Below are 16,010 nucleotides of genomic sequence, written 5' to 3'. Positions count from 1 at the left end.
GATAGGAAGCGGGGCGGGAAGATCCCGCCCCGGCCGGGTTGCTCAGGTCATTCCTCGATGTCGACCTGGTAGAACTGGTGGCCGCCGAACGGGTCGATCTTGAAGCCCTTTACGCTCTTGAGCATCGGCTTGAACACCACCGAATGCGCAATGGTGGCCCAAGGATTCTGCTCCTTGAAGATCACCTGCGCCTCTTCATAGAGCCGGGTGCGCTCCTCCTGGTCGGTGACCCGCTTGGCCTGCACCACGATGTCGTCATAGGGCTTGTAGCACCAGCGCGCCCGGTTGGCGCTGCCGACCGCATCGCAGCCGAGCAGGGTGTGCAGGAAGTTGTCCGGGTCGCCATTGTCGCCGGTCCAGCCCATCAGCAGGGTCTGGTGCTCGCCGGCCGCGGTGCGCTTGAGATACTCGCCCCACTCGAAGCTGACGATGTTGGCCCGCACGCCGATCTTGGCCCAGTCGGACTGGATCATCTCGGCCATGCGCCGGGCGTTCGGGTTGTAGGGCCGCTGCACCGGCATCGCCCAGATGTCGGTCTCGAACCCGTCGGCGAAGCCGGCCTCGGCCAGGAGCTTCTTCGCGCCCTCGGTGTCGTAGGGCACGTCCTCGACGGCTTCGTTGTAGGACCAGATGGTCGGCGGGATCGGGTTCTTCGCGACGGTGCCCGCACCCTGATAGACGGCGTCGATGATCGCGGCCTTGTCGATCGCCATGGTCAGCGCGGTGCGGACCTTGGCATCATCGAACGGCTTCTTCTCGGTATTGTAGCCGAGATAGCCGATGTTCAGGCCTTCCTGCTGCATCAGGTTGATGTTCGGGTCCGACTTCATCCCCTCCAGGTCGGCGGGGTTCGGATAGGTCATCAGGTGGCATTCGCCCGCCTGGAGCTTCTGGAAGCGCACTGAGGCGTCCGGCGTGATCGCGAAGATCAGGTTGTCGATCTTCGCCTTGCCCTTCCAGAAGTCCGGGTTGGCCTGGTAGCGGATCACCGCGTCCTTCTGGTAGGCGACGAGCTGGAATGGCCCGGTGCCGACCGGGTTGTTGTCGAGCTTTTCCGGCGTGCCGGCCTGCATCATCTGGTCGGCATACTCGGCCGATAGGATCGAGGCGAAGTCCATGCCGAGATTGGCCAAAAACGGCGCTTCCGGCTCCTTCAGCGTGAACTTCACCGTATGATCGTCGATCTTCTCGATCTTGGTGATCAGCTCAGGCAGGCCCATCGAGTCGAAATACTCGTAGCTCGCACCGCCCACCGCGTGGAACGGGTGGTTCTTGTCGAGCTGCCGCATGAACGTGAACACTACGTCGTCGGCGTTGAACTCGCGGGTCGGGGTGAAGTCCTTGGTGGTGTGCCACTTCACGCCCTGGCGCAGATGGAAGGTATATTCCTTGCCATCCTCGGAAATATCCCAGGACTCGGCTAGGCCCGGCCCGAGCGTGGTCTCGCCATAGTTGAACTCGACCAGCCGGTTGAAGATCGTCTCCGACGTGGCGTCGAAGGTGGTGCCGGCGGTGTAGAACTGCGGATTGAAGCCCTCCGGGCTGCCTTCCGAGCAGAACACGAAGGTCTTGGCCTCCACCGCGCCGCTGCCCGCCGCAACGGCCAGCATGGCCGCGGACGCCAATAGTAACTTCTTCATGATATGTACTTCCGCATGCACCGACTCGGACATCGGTGCCGCAGGCCCGCCGCGGCACCGTTCCACTGCAAGGGAGGAAGGCACTCCGGTTGTGCCGAGTCAATCAGGTCGTGTGGAACCGCTCCAGAATGAAGGCGGCGACCAGGGCCCGCTCGTCCAGCGCGTCATATCGGCCGGACTTGCCGAAATGGCCCGCCCCCATGTTGGTCTTGAACAATAGTGGTGCGTCGTCGGTGCGGGTCGCCCGGATCCGCGCCACCCACTTGGCGGGCTCCCAGTAGCCCACGCGCGGGTCGGTCAGGCCCGCCGTGACCAGCATGGGCGGCCAGGCCTGCGGCCGGACATTGTCATAGGGGCTGTAGCCCAGGATGGTGCGGAACGCCGCCTCGTCCCTGATCGGGTCGCCCCATTCCGGCCATTCGATCGGCGTGAGCGGCAGGCTCGGGTCGGACATGGTGTTGAGCACGTCGACGAACGGCACGTCGGCCACCGCCGCTGCCCACAGATCCGGGCGCATGGTGACGACCGCACCCACCAGCAGCCCCCCGGCTGAGCCGCCCTGGAGCGCGATCCGGTCCTTGGCCGTCCAGCCGTCCCGGATCAGCATCTCGGCAGCCGCGACCGTGTCGGTGAAGCTGTTGCGCTTGTGCTCGCGCCGCCCGGCGAAATACCAGGGCCGGCCGAGCTCGTCGCCCCCGCGCACATGCGCGATCGCCACGGCGATACCCCGCTCCAGATAGGTCAGGCGCTGCAGCCCGAAGGAGGGGGAGAGGCCCATGCCATAGGAGCCGTAGGCGGTGAGCAGCACCTTGCCGCTGCCGTCCTTCGGGAAGTCCTTCGGATAGACGATGCTGACCGGCACTTTCGCGCCATCGTCCGCCAGGGCCCACAGGCGTTCGGTCCGCCAGCGCTCCGCCTGATAGCCGGACGGGATCCGCTGGACCTTGCGCACCTCCAGCCGCTCGTCCGCGACCTGATAGTCGTAGACGGTGGGCGGGGTGACCATCGAGGAGAAGCCCAGGCGGAGCGTGCCGGTGTCGAACATCGGGTTCTCGCCCAGCCCCGGGTTGCCCACGGCCTCGGGAAAGACGATCGGCCGTTCCCGCCCGTCGGCATGCGCCACCACCAGCCGGTCCAGCCCGTCCAGCCGCTCGCTGCGCACCAGGAAGCCGTCGAAGCAGTCCACGCCCAGCAGGTAGCGCTCGTCCGAGCCCGGCAGCACCTCCTCCCAGTTGGCCGGCTCCGGTGCCGACAGCGGTGCCCGGCACAGGCGGAAGTTCGGATGGGCGTCGTCCGTGCGGATCCACAGCGTGCCGTGGCGCTCGTCCACCTCGTACCAGCGGCCTTCCTTGCGCGCGTCGATCAGGCGCAGCGGCCCCTCCAGCGAGGGGTCGAGCAGCCGCACCTCGGCGGTCACATGGGTCGAAGTGGTGACCGTCACCGTGGCGCGCGAGCGGGTGCGGCCGATCGAGACGAAATAGGCGGGATCGCTCTCCTCATAGACCACCGGGTCCGGCCCGCCCGCACCGATGACATGCCGGCGCACCCGGAACGGCCGCAGCGACGGGTCCAGCTCGACATAAAGGAAGGAGCGGCCATCCGTCGCCCAGACCACCGCGCCGGACGTGCCGGTGGCGAGGCTGCGGGTGGTGTTGCCGGTGCCGGTGTCCAGCAGGTGGATCAGAAAGCGCTCCGAGCCGTCCTCGTCGGTGGCATAGGCGACCAGGCGGTGGTCGGGCGCCGGCATCGGCCCGGTGCAGCGGAAGAAGTCCAGGCTGGCGGCCAGCGCCGGCTCGTCCAGCAGCACTTCCGGCTGTTCCGCCTCCAGGGCGCGGCGGAACCAGGTGCGGTACTGGGCGCCGTCGCGAAACGCCCAGTGGTACCAGAACCCCTCGCGGCGCACCGGCACCGAGGCGTCATCGGGCGCCATGCGCGCCTTCATCTCCGCCTTGATCCGGGCGATCTTCGGCTGGAGGCCGGCGGTGGCAGCCGCCAGATAGTCGTTCTCCGCCGCCAGATGGGCCAGGATCTCCGGATCGGTCACGTCGGGAAAGCCCGGGTCGCGCAGCCAGGCATACGGGTCGTCCCAGCTCGTGCCGAACCGCTCGTGCCGCACGTTCACGGTGCGGGCCACGGGCGGGCGGGGCAGGGCTGGGCGGGCGGAGGGGTGGTCGGTGCTCATGGGGGTGATGTAGACAATGGATAGCGCCGGAAAAACCCGGCGATGTCCCATCCGCGAATCGACCGGGCGCTCGACCAGGGCAGCCGGGGCGCGATTGGCGGGTCGCGATTGGAAGTGGAGTGATGCAGTCTGCCCGGGCCGTCCCGTACCGTTTGCCGGTGATCCGCCTCCTGGCGGCCGGCCTCCTGCTCGGCACCGCCGTGGCTTGTGCCCCCACCTGGACGCCGGAAAGCGGCCGGCCGGCCACCGACTACAACGTGCCGGCGGATGCGCAGCGGGCGTTCGAGCGCGCGCGGTTCGCCGAGAAGTTCGGTGACCGCTACGGCGCCACCGCCAATTACGAGCTGGCCGCTGCCAGCGGCCACCCCAAGGTCCTGCTGTTCGAGGCGCGCTATTATCTGCGCGGGCCGGAGGGACGCGACCCGGCCAGGGCCAAGGCCGCCCTGGAGCGGGCGGTGCTGGTGGAATCGGAATGGCGGGGCGATGCCCAGTACCTGCTGGGCAAGATGCTGGTGCGCGGCGACGACGGCGTGCCGCCCGAGCCGGAGCGGGGCATGCCGCTGCTGGAGGCTGCCGCCGCGGCCGACGCGCCAGGGGCCGCCGCCGAGCTGGCCCGGACGCTGGAGCGCAGCGGCAGCACCGACCAGGCCCGGATCGACGGGCTGTGGGCACAGGCCGCTGCGGCCGGCGACGAGCAGGGCATCGTGCGCCATGCCGAGCGGCTGGTGGCTTCGGGCGATGATGGGCCGGCCAAGGCGGCCGCGGTGGCCGCCGCGATGTCGGCCCTGAACGAGCGGGCCGACAGCGGCGACGTGAACGCGATGCGCTCGCTCGCCCGGGTCTATGAGCGAGGTACCCTGGCGCCAGCCGATCCCGAGCAGGCCAGGCGCTGGCTGGCGCGGGCCGCCGAGGCCGGCGATGCCAGCTCCGCCACCCGGCTGGCCCGGCTCACCCGCGAATCCGGCGGCAGCGACGATGAGTGGCTGGACCTGCTCCGCCGCGCCGCGGACGGGGGCGACCCGCGTGCGGCCGGCGGGCTGGCGCGGGCCTATCTGGACGGCGACGGGGTCGAGCGGGATCCGGAGCAGGCCGAGGCCTGGGCGGCCAAGGCGATTGCGGGGGGCGACACCGGGACGATGGCGGTGTTCGGCCGGGCCTATGCCGAAGGACGCGGGCTGCCGCAGGACGTGCCGCGCGGCTTGGCCCTGCTGGAGGAGGCCGCTGCCGCCGACGAAGTGCGCGCCCATGCCTATCTGGCACGGCTCTATCTGCGTGCGGAGGACGTCCCGCCCGACCAGGCCAAGGCGGTCCGCTATGCGGAAGAGGCGGTGGCGGCCGGCGACGTCGCGACCAAGGGCAATTACGGCCGGGCCCTGCTGGAAGGGAAGGTGGTGCCGACCGACCCGAAGCGCGGCATCGCGCTCTTGCAGGAGGCTGCCGCCGAGGGCGACGCGCTGGCCAGCACCCAGCTCGGCATCGCTTATCTGGACGGCACCGGTGTCCCGGTCGACACGGGCCAGGCGGTGCCGCTCCTGGAGGTAGGTGCGGCGTCCGGCAATGCCAGCGCCATGTACCGGCTGGCCCAGGTGCTGCTGGATCCGGGCAGTGGCCAGCACGATGGGGCGGCAGGGCTGGCCATGCTGGAGCAGGCGGCGGCGGCCGGCCATTCCAGTGCGATGTTCACGCTGGGCCGGGCCTATCTGGAGGGCAACGGGGTGGCAAAGGACCCGGAGCTCGCCCGGCAATGGCTGACCCGGGCCAAGGCGGCCGGCCGCGGCGACGCCGACCGGCTGCTGGCCCAAATCCCGGAGGCCTGAGCCGGGCCGTCGTTCAGGCCGGGTGGCGGCGCATGACCAGGCGCTCGGCCAGGACGACGATGCCGAAGAACAGGAGGCCCAGCGCGGACGACGTGATCACCGCCGCATAGAGCCGGTCGGTCTGGTGGTTGAAGGTCGACTGGATGATCAAAGCACCCAGGCCCTGGTTCGCCCCGATCCACTCGCCGACGATGGCGCCGATCACGCAGGTGGTGGCGGCGATCTTGAGCGAGGTGAACAGGAGCGGCAGCAGCACGGCGGCGAGGTTGCCGATCAGGAAGCCCGCTTGACCGGGCGCAGGTCGACGATCTCGCGGACCCGGCCGGGGTATGCTGCCAGCACCATCACGCGCTGGCCATGACACCCTCGCATCCGCTCTGCGCCGGGGCCATGGAAGAGCAAGCGGTGGAGCAGGTAAAGCGGGCCGGCACCGGCCGGCCGGTGCCCGCCTCAGGCCCGGCGGCCGGCCGGCACCATCTGCGCCGCCGGTCGCCCGGCGGCCGCCGCCCCGCTCCGGCCGGCCAGCCAGTCGGCCGCGCTGGAGAGATCGCCGCCGGTCCAGCGGGTGGGCAGAAGGTCGACATGGTCGTGGATGAGCAGGTCGCGCTCGGCCAGCGGCAGCTCGCGCGGCCGGCTCGCCAGCCAAGCCCTCATCCACCGCCTGATCGCCATCCTCCCTCCACCACCGCGAAGTGCCGCACCGGTCGTGGTGCCAGGCATCGGTGGCAAACGGCCAGGACACTCGTCAACCGGAAGTGGCGGATTTCCGGCAACACCCGCAGGTCTAGCGTACCGAGGAGAAGCTGGTCGGCACCAGGATCTGGTTGCTGACCCGCTGGAGGATCGGCCCGTCCTGCTCGCTCTCCGCACGCTTGGCCAGCCATTCCGGGTCGCTCATGAACGCGTTCCATTTCTGCTCACGCTCGGCCAGCGACTCCCATTCGAGCAGGTAATAGAGCGTCTGGTTCGACTCGCCGATGCCGACCGTCCAGAACCCGGCCTGGCGGATGCCGAACCGTTCCCAGATGGCGAGCGTCACCGTCTCGAAGCGCTTGAGCAGGGCCGGCAGCCGGCCGGGCACGCAGTGATAGACACGCAGTTCATGGATCATCGTCGGACGCCCTCCTGACCCCGGCGGCTCATCCCGCCGGGTGCTGCCACCGATGGTCGATGCAGCGGCGAACGTCCATGGTCGTCTGGGTGCGGCGCCTGCCAGGAGGCCGGCACTGGTCAGCGATACACGAGCACCGGGATCTTCGAGAAGGCCAGCACCTTCATCGTCTGGCTGCCCAGGACCACCGCCGACAGTCCCCGTCGCCCGTGGGAAGCCATGGCGATCAGGTCACAGTTCCGCTGCAGCGCCGTTCCGACGATCACCTCATGGGGCTGATCATGCTCGACGCTGACCGTCGTGCATTGCACCCCGAGGGAGTTGGCCTGCGCCTCCGCCATGCTCAGGATCCGTTCGGCCTGTGCGGTCGCGTGCTTGTGGTAGTCGGCCGCGGTACTGCTGACCTGCTCCGGCGCCAGCGAGAACAGCTGGAACGGCTCGATCACCGTCAGCAGCGTCGCCTGCGCTCTGATCTCCCGCGCGAACCTCAGGGCCTTCTCCACGGCGGACGACGACAGGCTGGAGCCGTCGGTCGGAATGAGAATGTGACGGAACATGGATCCTCCCTTCCTGATCGAATCGCGAACCTGGAGCCTCCCATCGCCGCCGCAGGTTCATGCAGCGGCAGCGGCAGCGCATCGCAGGCGCCATTGCCCGGACCATCGCCCGTTCATGCAGGATCCGCCTTGATCTGACTCAAGGCAACCGCCGCCAGAGACGGCATGTATCGCGACGGCAACCGGATCTGGGTGTGCTCCTGCTCCGAATGGCAAATAGCCCGGGCCTGGCTGGGTGCGGTCCCTGGTCCAGCTGGGGAGCGTACTGACCGCAACGCTGCCGGTGGCGGCTGCAGCCAGCCGGAAAGCGCGCTACGCATCGGACTGCTGGCCTTCTGGCCCTGGGACCTTGCGGCCCAAGCCCAGGGGACCAGCGAGTTCGGTTCGCTCTACGCGGATGCGCACTTCCAGGACGTCGAGCAGATCGAGGGGATGCCCCCTAAGCAGCCGGCGGAGCTCCCCAAATGGCACCGAAACAACAACGGCCCGCTCCAAAGGAGCGAGCCGTTGTCGGACGAGGTTGCGTCAGATGAGGCTTCCTCGCTTGAAGGTCTTTCGGTCAAGGCCGGTAGCCAACTACGCAAGAGCATAGATCCTTCTCGCGGCCACACCTCCATATAGTCAACGAGCGTGACCTGGGGCAAGCGTTGGGTACCGACAACTGGTCGAGTGTATCCGGAATACGTAGCAGGGCAGGGACCCATGGAGGATTTACCCCTCCCCCGAGGTGTGGGAGTAGCCGGCTCCATGCTGTCGCGTTTCTCGTCGACGTTTGTGGCCAGGGATGAACGTTCGACCCGCGCCAAGCGTCGGAGCAGCGGAACCGGTGAAGGCTGGGCTCTTTGGCCGGCGTGCTGTCAGGGTCGCTTGATGTGAGAAGAGGCTGCGAAAGAGGCAGTCGTTGCCAAGCCTCACTTGATCTGGAGGGAACAGATGAGGGATGCGAGGTTCAAGCAGGGTGAGCCGCGTGGCGGTTCAAGGGACTGGGCCACGGGCCATACCAGCCGACCACGGACGGCGAACATCAGCCCGCCGCGGTGATGGTGCTTCCGGAGATCAGGGGCTTCCTGACGCTCTGCCGCGGCTAGACAATAAGTCTTTGAATTAGCTAGGGAAATGGTGCTGTCGACTGGAATCGAACCAGCGACCTCGTCCTTACCAAGGACGCGCTCTACCGACTGAGCTACGACAGCGCACCGCGTGCGGCAGCGGGTGACCCCTTGCTGCGCCGCGCGCTAGATGCCACGGGTGCCGCGGCGTGGCAAGGGGTAGTTGTGGCGATGGACAAGGTCGGGGGCAGGACGGCGAAGGAGGAGCGCGCAGCACGGCTGGCGGCGGCGATGCGCGAGAACCTGAAAAGGCGCAAGGCGCAGGAGCGGGCGCGGCAGGAGCGGGCGGAGCCTGCGGGAGCAAGGGAAGAGGGGGCGGAGCCGGACGGCCAGCCCGGTTGACCGCTTCTGCACCTGCGGTAGAAAGCGCGATCATGTGCGCACGTGCCCCCCAGCGCGTGCGGCGCCCACGCCTGACTTTTGGACGATGCCGACATGTCGATCATGCCCGACCACTGGATCCGGCAGCAATGTCTGGAGCACGGCATGATCGAGCCGTTCGTGGAGCGGCAGACCCGGGTCGAGGGCAAGGAGCGGCTGATCTCCTATGGCCTGTCGTCCTACGGCTATGATGCCCGGCTCGCGCGCGAGTTCCGGATCTTCACCAATGTCGACAACGCGCTGGTGGACCCCAAGAACTTCTCCGCCCAGAGCTTCGTCGAGCGCGACGGGCCGTTCTGCGTGGTGCCGCCCAACAGCTTCGCGCTGGCCCGCACGGTCGAGTATTTCCGCATCCCGCGCGACGTGCTGGTGATCTGCCTGGGCAAGTCGACCTATGCCCGCTGCGGCATCATCGTGAACGTCACCCCGCTCGAGCCGGAATGGGAGGGGCATGTCACGCTGGAGATCTCCAACACCACGCCGCTGCCGGCCAAGGTCTATGCGGACGAGGGGATCTGCCAGTTCCTGTTCCTCCAGGGCGCCAGCGCTCCGGAGGTGAGCTATGCCGACCGGGCCGGCAAATATATGGGGCAGCGGGGCGTGACCCTGCCGAAGATGTGATGGACCGGATCATCATCGAGGGCGGGGCTCCGCTCGAAGGCCGGATCCAGGTGAGCGGGGCGAAGAACGCCGCGCTGCCGCTCATGGCCGCGACCCTGCTGACCAGCCAGCCGGTCGAATTGTCCAACGTGCCCGACGTGGCCGATGTGGGCACGATGCAGCGGCTCCTGCAGCGGCTCGGCACCGCCTCGACCATGCAGCCGGGGGCACCCGGCACGCTGCGGCTGCAGACCGAGCAGCTCATGTCGACCACGGCACCCTATGACCTGGTGCGCCGGATGCGCGCCTCGGTCCTGGTGCTGGGGCCGATGCTGGCGCGCCAGGGCCTGGCGGCGGTGTCCCTGCCGGGCGGCTGCGCCATCGGTACCAGGCCGATCGACCTGCACCTGATGGGCCTGGAGCGCATGGGGGCGGTGATCGAGCTGGAGCAGGGCTACGTCAAGGCGACCGCACCCAGGGGGCTGAAGGGGGTCGAGATCAAGCTGCCGCAGCCTTCGGTCGGTGCCACCGAGAACCTGATGATGGCGGCCTGCCTGGCGGACGGCGAGACCGCCATCCTGGATGCGGCCCGCGAGCCCGAGATCGTGGACCTGGCCCGGCTGCTGAACGCGATGGGTGCGCGGATCGAGGGGGCCGGCAGCGCCACGCTCACGATCCGGGGCCAGGCGGCACTCGGCGGCGCCACCCACCGGATCATCGCCGACCGGATCGAGGCCGGCACCTATGCGATGGCGGCCGGCATCACCAGGGGCCGCCTGGTCCTGCAGGACGTGCGCGTCCAGGACCTGGGGGTGGCGGCCGAGCGGCTGGAGGAGGCCGGCCTGGTGCTGGCCGATGGCGAGGGCGGCCTGTCGGTGCGCCTCGGCAATGGCGGGCTCAAGGGCGTGGACGTGATGACCCGGCCGTTCCCGGGCTTTGCCACCGACCTGCAGGCCCAGTTCATGGCGCTGATGTGCCTGGCCGAGGGTGCCTCGATGATCACCGAGACGATCTTCGAGAACCGCTTCATGCATGTGCCGGAACTGGCGCGGATGGGGGCCAGGATCACCGTGCATGGCGGCTCCGCCCTGGTGCGCGGTCAGGCCCGGCTCACCGGCGCGCCCGTGATGGCGACCGACCTGCGCGCCTCAGTCTCGCTGGTTCTTGCAGGTCTTGCTGCATCCGGCCCTACAACCGTCAACCGCGTCTACCATCTGGATAGGGGATACGAGCGGCTTGAAGAGAAGCTGCGCGGCGTGGGGGCCCGGATCGAGCGGGCCGGCTGACGGAGGGCGAGACTTGGCCGAGAAACGCGTGCGCCTGCAGGCGACGGATGTCGAGGATCTGGCGGTGATCGCGGCGTTCCTCCAGGACGCGCGCACCTGCGTGGCCGAGATGGCCTACGATCCGGGGGCCAGGCGCTTCATGATCGCCTTCATCCGCTACCGCCGCGAGCAGTACCGCGACACCACCCGCTGCGAGGGCCTGACCGAGTGCTCGTCCGCCTTTGTGGTCGATGAGGTGACCAAGGTGCGCTACCGCGGCATCGACGAGACGGCGCGCCTGGCGGAGCTCAACCTTCTGACCATCGCCACCGAGCCCGCCCCGGGCACCGACCTGTTCGTGGACCTCGTGTTCGCGGGCCAGGGCACGATCCGCCTCCAGGTGCCGGCGGTCCGCGCCAAGCTCGACGACTTCAGCGATCCGGTACCGTGCCAGATCAGCCCCTGCGATCATTTCAACGCCGCCTAGACTAGCCGGCAGGGGGTCCTGGTCGCCGGGCCCCGGCTGGCCGATCCGGAGTTCCATCGCTTGCGCTTTCTTGATTCGCGGGCAGCCGACTTTCCCGCCAGCTTCGCCGCTCTGGCCGAACGCCGTCACGACGAGGCGGGCGATGTCGGCGCTGCCGTCCAGGCGATCATCCAGGACGTGCGCCGCCGCGGCGATGCGGCGCTGCTGGAGCTGACCCGGCGGTTCGACCGGTTCGACCCGGGCGAGATCGGCCTGCGGGTCGAGCCGAGCGAGCTGGAGCGGGCCTGGGCCGCCTGCCCACCTAAGCAGTTGCAGGCTCTGGAGGTCGCGGCGGCACGGATCGAGGCCTTCCATTCCCGCCAGAAGCCGAAGCCGCTCGACTGGACCGACGAGGCCGGCGTCCGGCTGGGCCAGCGCTGGACGGCGATCGATGCGGTGGGCCTCTACGTGCCGGGCGGCACGGCCGCCTATCCGTCCTCCGTGCTGATGAACGCGATCCCGGCCAGGGTGGCAGGCTGCCGGCGGCTGGTGGTGGCCGCCCCGACACCGGATGGGCAGAGCAATCCGCTGGTGCTGGCCGCCTGCCGGCTGGCCGGGGTGGACGAGATCTACCGGATCGGCGGCGCGCAGGCGATCGCGGCGCTGGCGTTCGGCACCGCCACGATCCGCCCGGTCGACAAGATCACCGGCCCGGGCAATGCCTATGTGGCGGAAGCCAAGCGCCAGGTGTTCGGCGTGGTCGGGATCGACATGATCGCCGGCCCCAGCGAGGTGGTGATCGTGGCCGACCGCAGTGCCGGCGCCGACCTGGTCGCGGCCGACCTGATCGCCCAGGCCGAGCACGACGTGCTGGCGCAGAGCATCCTGATCACCGACGACCCGGACCTGGCGCGCCGGGTCCCGGTCGAGGTCGAGCGGCAGCTTCAATCGGCCCCTAGGCGCGAGATCGCGGCACGGAGCCTGGCCGATCTGGGCGTGGTGATCCTGGTGGGCGGGCTGGACGAGGCGGTGCCGCTGGTCGACCGGCTGGCGCCGGAGCATCTGGAGCTGATGGTCGAGGACCCGGATGCGCTGGCGGCCAGGGTGCGCCATGCCGGGGCGATCTTCCTGGGTACGTGGACGCCGGAAGTGATCGGCGACTATGTCGGCGGGCCCAACCATGTGCTGCCCACGTCGCGCAGCGCCCGGTTCTCGTCCGGCCTGTCGGTCTACGACTTCATGAAGCGCACCACCCTGCTGGGCTGCGGCGAGCCGGGCTTCCGGCAACTGGCCGACGCCGCCCGGATCCTGGCCGAGGCGGAGGGGCTGGACGGGCACGCCAACGCGATCCGGCTGCGGGGGGCGAGGTGACCAGGCGATCCGACGGCCCCGACCGGATCGTCGCGATCGAACTCGACCAGGGAAGCGTGGTGCGCTGGACGCCGGAGGTGCAGCACGAGCGCAATGTCGCGATCTTCGACCTGCTGGAGGACAATTCCTTCCAGTTGAAGGACGGGTTTCCGGGACCCTACGAGGTGGCGCTGTCCTTGCGCGACAATAATCTGGTGATGGACGTGGTCCAGCGGGACAGCCGCACGCAGCGCGAGCTGATCCTGGCGGTGCGGCCGCTGCGCCGGGTGATCAAGGACTATTTCATCATCTGCGACAGCTACTTCCAGGCCATCCGGGGCGCCCCGCCGTCCCGGATCGAATCGATCGACATGGCCAGGCGCGGCCTGCACAACGAGGGGGCGGAACTGCTGCGGGAAGCGCTGGTGGAGAAGGCCGACGTCGATACCCAGACGGCGCGGCGGCTGTTCACCCTGGTCTGCGTCCTGTCGTTGCGGCGCTGATGGAGGGTGCGGTTCCAGGCGAGGTACCCGGCAGCGTGCTGTTCGCCTGCACGCATAACGCGATCCGCTCGCCCATGGCCGAGGGGATCCTGAAGTACCTGGCCGGCCACAAGGTCTATGTCGACAGTTGCGGGGTGCGGCCGCTGGGGATGGACCCGTTCGCGATCGCCGTGATGGACGAGATCGGCATCGACCTATCCCGCCACGCCCCCAAGGGCTTCGACGACCTGGAGGATGACTTCTTCGACCTGGTCATCTCGCTCTCGCCCGAGGCCCAGCACAGCGCGGTCGAGCTGACCCGGACGATGGACGTCGCGATCGAGTTCTGGCACATGCCCGATCCTTCCCTGGTCGAGGCGAGCCGCGAGGTGCGGCTGGACGCCTATCGCAGCCTGCGCGACGACCTGATGCGGCGCATCCGCCGCCGCTTCGCCGCTGTCCGTCCGCCCGGGTCGTGAGCGCCGCCGGGGCGGCCGCTGTGCCTCCTGTGCGCTTGACCCGCAGAAAAGCAGCGCGCAGAAGCCAGGGCAGCATGGCGCTCGCGCAAGGATGCGCCATATATCGGTAGAACGACGACCAAGTAAGGCCGCGGCGCCAAGCCACGCGCCGTGGACTGCCAATGGAGTGTCAATGGCGAAGGAAGATCTGATCGAGTTTGGTGGCGTGATCGCTGAAGTGCTGCCCAACGCGATGTTCCGGGTCAAGCTCGAGAACGATCACGAAGTGCTGGCCCATACCTCGGGCCGCATGCGCAAGAACCGGATCCGCGTGCTGACCGGCGACAAGGTCACGGTCGAGATGACGCCCTACGACCTCAGCCGGGGACGCATCACCTACCGGTTCAAGTGAGCCCCACTAGCGGGGAGCGCGTGCCCCTGGGGCTGGCGTCGGCGTCGCCGCGCCGGCTCGACCTGCTGCGCCGCTGCGGCATCGAGCCCAGCTGGGTGGTGGGACCGGATGTCGACGAGACGGCACAGCGGGGCGAGCTGCCGCGTGCCTATGCAGTGCGGGTGGCCAGGGCCAAGGCAGCGGCCGGTGCCGCGCAGGCGCTGGCGGCCGGCGCCTTCGTGCTGGCCGCCGATACGGTGGTGGCCTGCGGCCGCCGCATCCTGCCCAAGGCGCTGGACGAGCCCACCGCCGCTGCCTGCCTGGAGCTCCTGTCGGGGCGGCGTCACCGAGTCATGACCGCGGTGGTGGTCGCGACCCCGGAGCGCCGGCTGGTGGAGCGGCTGGTCGAGACGGTGGTGCGCTTCAAGCGGCTGAGCACGGCGGAGCGGGATACCTATCTCGCGTCGGGCGAGTGGCACGGCAAGGCCGGGGGCTATGCGATCCAGGGCCGGGCCGAGGCGTTCGTGCCGGCGATCCAGGGCAGCTACTCCAACGTGGTGGGGCTGCCGCTGTGCGAGACGCTGGGCCTGCTGGAAGGCCTTGGCTGGAAGAGGACATGAGCAGCGGTCTGGTGATCGAGGATACCGGGTTCGGCCTGCGCGCCGCCCGGCTGGAGGATGGCGATCTCGTCGAGGTGGTCGACCTCGACCATGACGAGGGCCGGGTGACGGACCGGCTGTTCGCGGCCCGGGTCGTGCGGGTCGAGCCCAAGATCGGGGCCGCCTTCCTGGACATCGGCCTGGGCCACAACGCCTTCCTGAACGTCAAGGACGCCCGGCACCTGCCGGGTGCTGACCCACGCATGCCGATCGAGCGGATCGTCGCCGAGGGCCAGCGCATCGTGGTCATGGGGCTGCGCGAGGCGGTCGACGAGAAGGGGCCCAGGGTCACCTGCGACGTGCGCCTGATCGGGCTGCACCTAGTGCTGCGGCCGTCCTCGCAGGCGGTGGAAGTGTCGGGCAACCTGGGCAAGCGCCAGCAGGCGCTGCTCAAGGAGCGCGGCCAGGCCCTGTTCCCCAAGGGCGGCGTGCTGCTGCGCAGAGGTGCCCAGGACCAGCCGGACGAGGTGCTGCTGGCCGAGCAGGAGGCGCTGCGCCGCCGCTGGCACGACAGCCTGGACCGGGCCAAGCTGAAGACCGGCCCGCTCGATGTCGACGACACGGTGGAGCGGCTGTTACGCACCATCCTGGGCAACCCGGTGGATGCGATCACCGTGGCCGACCCGGCGCTGGCCGCGCGCATCCGGGCGTTTCGTGACACGCATTTCCGCGCGAACGAAGGGCCGCTGGTCGAGCTGGTCGGCGGCGACGCGTTCGAGGTGACCGGCGTTGCCGAGCTGATCGAGGCGGCGCTGCAGCGCGAGGTGCCTCTGCCCGAGGGCGGGCGGCTCTGGATCGAGCGGACCCGGGCACTCACCGCGATCGACGTGGACAGTGGCGGCCAGCCGTCCTTCCGGGTCAATCTCGCCGCGGCCAGGGAGATCGCCCGGCAGCTCCGCCTGCGCAATATCGGCGGGATCATCGTCGTCGACTTCATCGACCTCGTGAGCAAGAACGAGCGGTTCCGCGTGGTCGAGACCCTCAAGAAGGCGCTGGCCGCCGATCCGGTGGCGGGGCATGTCCATGACGTGTCGCCCCAGGGCCTGGTCGAGATCGGCCGGCCGCGGCGCGGCATCGCCCTGGCCGAACTGCTGCTGCGCGACTGCCCCAAATGCCGGGGCGAGGGCACGGCGCCCTCCTTGCGCGCCAGCACCGAGCGGCTGGTCAAGGCGCTGCGCTGCTCGGCGCAGCCGCCCGCCACGCTCAGGGCCGCCCGCGACCTCGCCCGCTACCTGGCCGAAGCCGCTCCAGCCCGCGCACTGGCGGCAGCGGGCTTTGCCGGTGCCGTGACCGCGGATGACCGGCTGGCCTCGGGAGGCTTCGAGCTGGGATGAGCGATACGCCAGCCGCGACCCCGCGCTGCCCGATCTGCGGCAACCCCCGCGAGCAGCGGTTCCGGCCGTTCTGCTCGCGCGCCTGCCGCGACCGCGACTTCCTGGCCTGGGCGGACGGGCGCTACGCGATCCCGGCGGTGGAGGCCGAGGAACCGGATGGGGACGGGCAGCCCCTGCCGGAACGGCCCCAGGACGACCGCTGATCCGG

18 protein-coding genes, 1 tRNA gene and 1 pseudogene are annotated in these 16,010 nt (G+C 69.4%); 13 read left to right on the top strand and 7 right to left on the bottom strand.

From position 1 onward, the window contains the following. Nucleotides 1–47: 47 nt before the first annotated feature. Both HLA95_RS08280 and HLA95_RS08275 read right to left on the bottom strand, forming a co-directional pair. The gene (locus tag HLA95_RS08280) at nt 48–1,640 is read right to left on the bottom strand and encodes an ABC transporter substrate-binding protein (RefSeq protein ID WP_191059932.1); all 1,593 of its coding nucleotides are present in this window, start codon (nt 1,638–1,640) and stop codon (nt 48–50) included. Between the two features lie 103 nt (nt 1,641–1,743). Then, nucleotides 1,744–3,822 carry a S9 family peptidase gene (locus HLA95_RS08275; protein WP_191059933.1) on the bottom strand — a complete coding sequence of 693 codons (2,079 nt, stop codon included), beginning with the start codon at nt 3,820–3,822 and terminating at the stop codon, nt 1,744–1,746. 122 nt (nt 3,823–3,944) lie between these two features. Here HLA95_RS08275 and HLA95_RS08270 point away from each other — a divergent pair, with 122 nt between their 5' ends. After that, nucleotides 3,945–5,639, top strand: coding sequence for a tetratricopeptide repeat protein (locus HLA95_RS08270; RefSeq protein ID WP_222182969.1), 1,695 nt, complete (start codon nt 3,945–3,947; stop codon nt 5,637–5,639). 13 nt (nt 5,640–5,652) lie between these two features. On the opposite strand, the pseudogene HLA95_RS08265 reads toward HLA95_RS08270, so the two are convergent. The 4 genes and pseudogenes from HLA95_RS08265 to HLA95_RS08250 form a co-directional block, all read right to left on the bottom strand. After that, nucleotides 5,653–5,886: pseudogene (locus HLA95_RS08265) on the bottom strand (ABC transporter permease); the annotation flags it as partial. Nucleotides 5,887–6,089: 203 nt separating this feature from the next. Then, a complete protein-coding gene (locus HLA95_RS08260) occupies nt 6,090–6,311 on the bottom strand; it encodes a hypothetical protein (RefSeq protein WP_222182967.1) in 222 nt (73 codons plus the stop codon). Nucleotides 6,312–6,423: 112 nt separating this feature from the next. Further along, entirely contained in the window at nt 6,424–6,750 is a 327-nt protein-coding gene (locus tag HLA95_RS08255) for an NIPSNAP family protein (RefSeq protein WP_191059792.1), read from the bottom strand. 119 nt (nt 6,751–6,869) lie between these two features. Further along, a complete protein-coding gene (locus HLA95_RS08250) occupies nt 6,870–7,307 on the bottom strand; it encodes a universal stress protein (RefSeq protein ID WP_191059793.1) in 438 nt (145 codons plus the stop codon). A gap of 165 nt (nt 7,308–7,472) precedes the next feature. Here HLA95_RS08250 and HLA95_RS08245 point away from each other — a divergent pair, with 165 nt between their 5' ends. Beyond that, nucleotides 7,473–7,928 (top strand): hypothetical protein, encoded by a 456-nt coding sequence (locus tag HLA95_RS08245; RefSeq protein ID WP_191059794.1) that lies wholly within the window; start codon nt 7,473–7,475, stop codon nt 7,926–7,928. 496 nt (nt 7,929–8,424) lie between these two features. Here the strand turns inward: HLA95_RS08245 and HLA95_RS08240 are convergent. Continuing rightward, nucleotides 8,425–8,500, bottom strand: a tRNA-Thr gene (locus HLA95_RS08240). A gap of 87 nt (nt 8,501–8,587) precedes the next feature. Between HLA95_RS08240 and HLA95_RS08235 the strand changes: the two genes are divergently transcribed. From HLA95_RS08235 to HLA95_RS08185, 11 genes are all read left to right on the top strand, one after another. Beyond that, the gene (locus tag HLA95_RS08235) at nt 8,588–8,758 is read left to right on the top strand and encodes a hypothetical protein (RefSeq protein ID WP_191059795.1); all 171 of its coding nucleotides are present in this window, start codon (nt 8,588–8,590) and stop codon (nt 8,756–8,758) included. 93 nt (nt 8,759–8,851) lie between these two features. Continuing rightward, entirely contained in the window at nt 8,852–9,418 is a 567-nt protein-coding gene (gene dcd, locus HLA95_RS08230; RefSeq protein WP_191059796.1) for a dCTP deaminase, read from the top strand. Further along, entirely contained in the window at nt 9,418–10,683 is a 1,266-nt protein-coding gene (gene murA, locus HLA95_RS08225; RefSeq protein ID WP_191059797.1) for a UDP-N-acetylglucosamine 1-carboxyvinyltransferase, read from the top strand. Before dcd ends, murA begins: the two co-directional genes overlap by 1 nt. 13 nt (nt 10,684–10,696) lie before the next feature. Further along, complete coding sequence (locus tag HLA95_RS08220) at nt 10,697–11,149, top strand: DUF2948 family protein (RefSeq protein ID WP_191059798.1); 453 nt, start codon at nt 10,697–10,699, stop codon at nt 11,147–11,149. A gap of 60 nt (nt 11,150–11,209) precedes the next feature. After that, nucleotides 11,210–12,499, top strand: coding sequence for a histidinol dehydrogenase (gene hisD, locus HLA95_RS08215; protein WP_191059799.1), 1,290 nt, complete (start codon nt 11,210–11,212; stop codon nt 12,497–12,499). Next, a complete protein-coding gene (locus HLA95_RS08210; protein ID WP_223861518.1) occupies nt 12,496–12,981 on the top strand; it encodes a UPF0262 family protein in 486 nt (161 codons plus the stop codon). The genes hisD and HLA95_RS08210 overlap by 4 nt, the downstream gene beginning before the upstream one ends. Further along, nucleotides 12,981–13,439: an arsenate reductase/protein-tyrosine-phosphatase family protein gene (locus HLA95_RS08205; protein WP_191059800.1), complete on the top strand. Its 459-nt coding sequence runs from the start codon at nt 12,981–12,983 to the stop codon at nt 13,437–13,439. Before HLA95_RS08210 ends, HLA95_RS08205 begins: the two co-directional genes overlap by 1 nt. Nucleotides 13,440–13,611: 172 nt before the next feature. Further along, entirely contained in the window at nt 13,612–13,830 is a 219-nt protein-coding gene (gene infA / locus HLA95_RS08200; protein ID WP_027134740.1) for a translation initiation factor IF-1, read from the top strand. A 20-nt stretch (nt 13,831–13,850) separates the two neighbouring features. Next, nucleotides 13,851–14,429 carry a Maf family protein gene (locus HLA95_RS08195; protein WP_322100114.1) on the top strand — a complete coding sequence of 193 codons (579 nt, stop codon included), beginning with the start codon at nt 13,851–13,853 and terminating at the stop codon, nt 14,427–14,429. After that, on the top strand, nt 14,426–15,802 hold the full coding sequence (locus tag HLA95_RS08190) for a ribonuclease E/G (RefSeq protein WP_222182965.1): 1,377 nt from the start codon (nt 14,426–14,428) through the stop codon (nt 15,800–15,802). The genes HLA95_RS08195 and HLA95_RS08190 overlap by 4 nt, the downstream gene beginning before the upstream one ends. Further along, the gene (locus HLA95_RS08185) at nt 15,799–16,005 is read left to right on the top strand and encodes a DNA gyrase inhibitor YacG (protein ID WP_191061860.1); all 207 of its coding nucleotides are present in this window, start codon (nt 15,799–15,801) and stop codon (nt 16,003–16,005) included. The genes HLA95_RS08190 and HLA95_RS08185 overlap by 4 nt, the downstream gene beginning before the upstream one ends. The last annotated feature ends 5 nt before the right edge of the window (nt 16,006–16,010 follow it).

It is taken from the genome of Geminicoccus harenae, from assembly GCF_019800005.1.
Classification (GTDB): Bacteria; Pseudomonadota; Alphaproteobacteria; order Geminicoccales; family Geminicoccaceae; genus Geminicoccus; species Geminicoccus harenae.
This window is presented reverse-complemented; position numbering and strand designations above follow the sequence as displayed.

What these genes read in the sequence shown, in the direction of transcription:
- HLA95_RS08280 (WP_191059932.1), bottom strand. Translation starts at nt 1,640, where the DNA reads ATGAAGAAGTTACTATTGGCGTCCGCGGCCATGCTGGCCGTTGCGGCG.
- HLA95_RS08275 (WP_191059933.1), bottom strand. Translation starts at nt 3,822, where the DNA reads ATGAGCACCGACCACCCCTCCGCCCGCCCAGCCCTGCCCCGCCCGCCC.
- HLA95_RS08270 (WP_222182969.1), top strand. Translation starts at nt 3,945, where the DNA reads ATGCAGTCTGCCCGGGCCGTCCCGTACCGTTTGCCGGTGATCCGCCTC.
- HLA95_RS08260 (WP_222182967.1), bottom strand. Translation starts at nt 6,311, where the DNA reads ATGGCGATCAGGCGGTGGATGAGGGCTTGGCTGGCGAGCCGGCCGCGC.
- HLA95_RS08255 (WP_191059792.1), bottom strand. Translation starts at nt 6,750, where the DNA reads ATGATCCATGAACTGCGTGTCTATCACTGCGTGCCCGGCCGGCTGCCG.
- HLA95_RS08250 (WP_191059793.1), bottom strand. Translation starts at nt 7,307, where the DNA reads ATGTTCCGTCACATTCTCATTCCGACCGACGGCTCCAGCCTGTCGTCG.
- HLA95_RS08245 (WP_191059794.1), top strand. Translation starts at nt 7,473, where the DNA reads ATGTATCGCGACGGCAACCGGATCTGGGTGTGCTCCTGCTCCGAATGG.
- HLA95_RS08235 (WP_191059795.1), top strand. Translation starts at nt 8,588, where the DNA reads ATGGACAAGGTCGGGGGCAGGACGGCGAAGGAGGAGCGCGCAGCACGG.
- dcd (WP_191059796.1), top strand. Translation starts at nt 8,852, where the DNA reads ATGTCGATCATGCCCGACCACTGGATCCGGCAGCAATGTCTGGAGCAC.
- murA (WP_191059797.1), top strand. Translation starts at nt 9,418, where the DNA reads ATGGACCGGATCATCATCGAGGGCGGGGCTCCGCTCGAAGGCCGGATC.
- HLA95_RS08205 (WP_191059800.1), top strand. Translation starts at nt 12,981, where the DNA reads ATGGAGGGTGCGGTTCCAGGCGAGGTACCCGGCAGCGTGCTGTTCGCC.
- infA (WP_027134740.1), top strand. Translation starts at nt 13,612, where the DNA reads ATGGCGAAGGAAGATCTGATCGAGTTTGGTGGCGTGATCGCTGAAGTG.
- HLA95_RS08190 (WP_222182965.1), top strand. Translation starts at nt 14,426, where the DNA reads ATGAGCAGCGGTCTGGTGATCGAGGATACCGGGTTCGGCCTGCGCGCC.
- HLA95_RS08185 (WP_191061860.1), top strand. Translation starts at nt 15,799, where the DNA reads ATGAGCGATACGCCAGCCGCGACCCCGCGCTGCCCGATCTGCGGCAAC.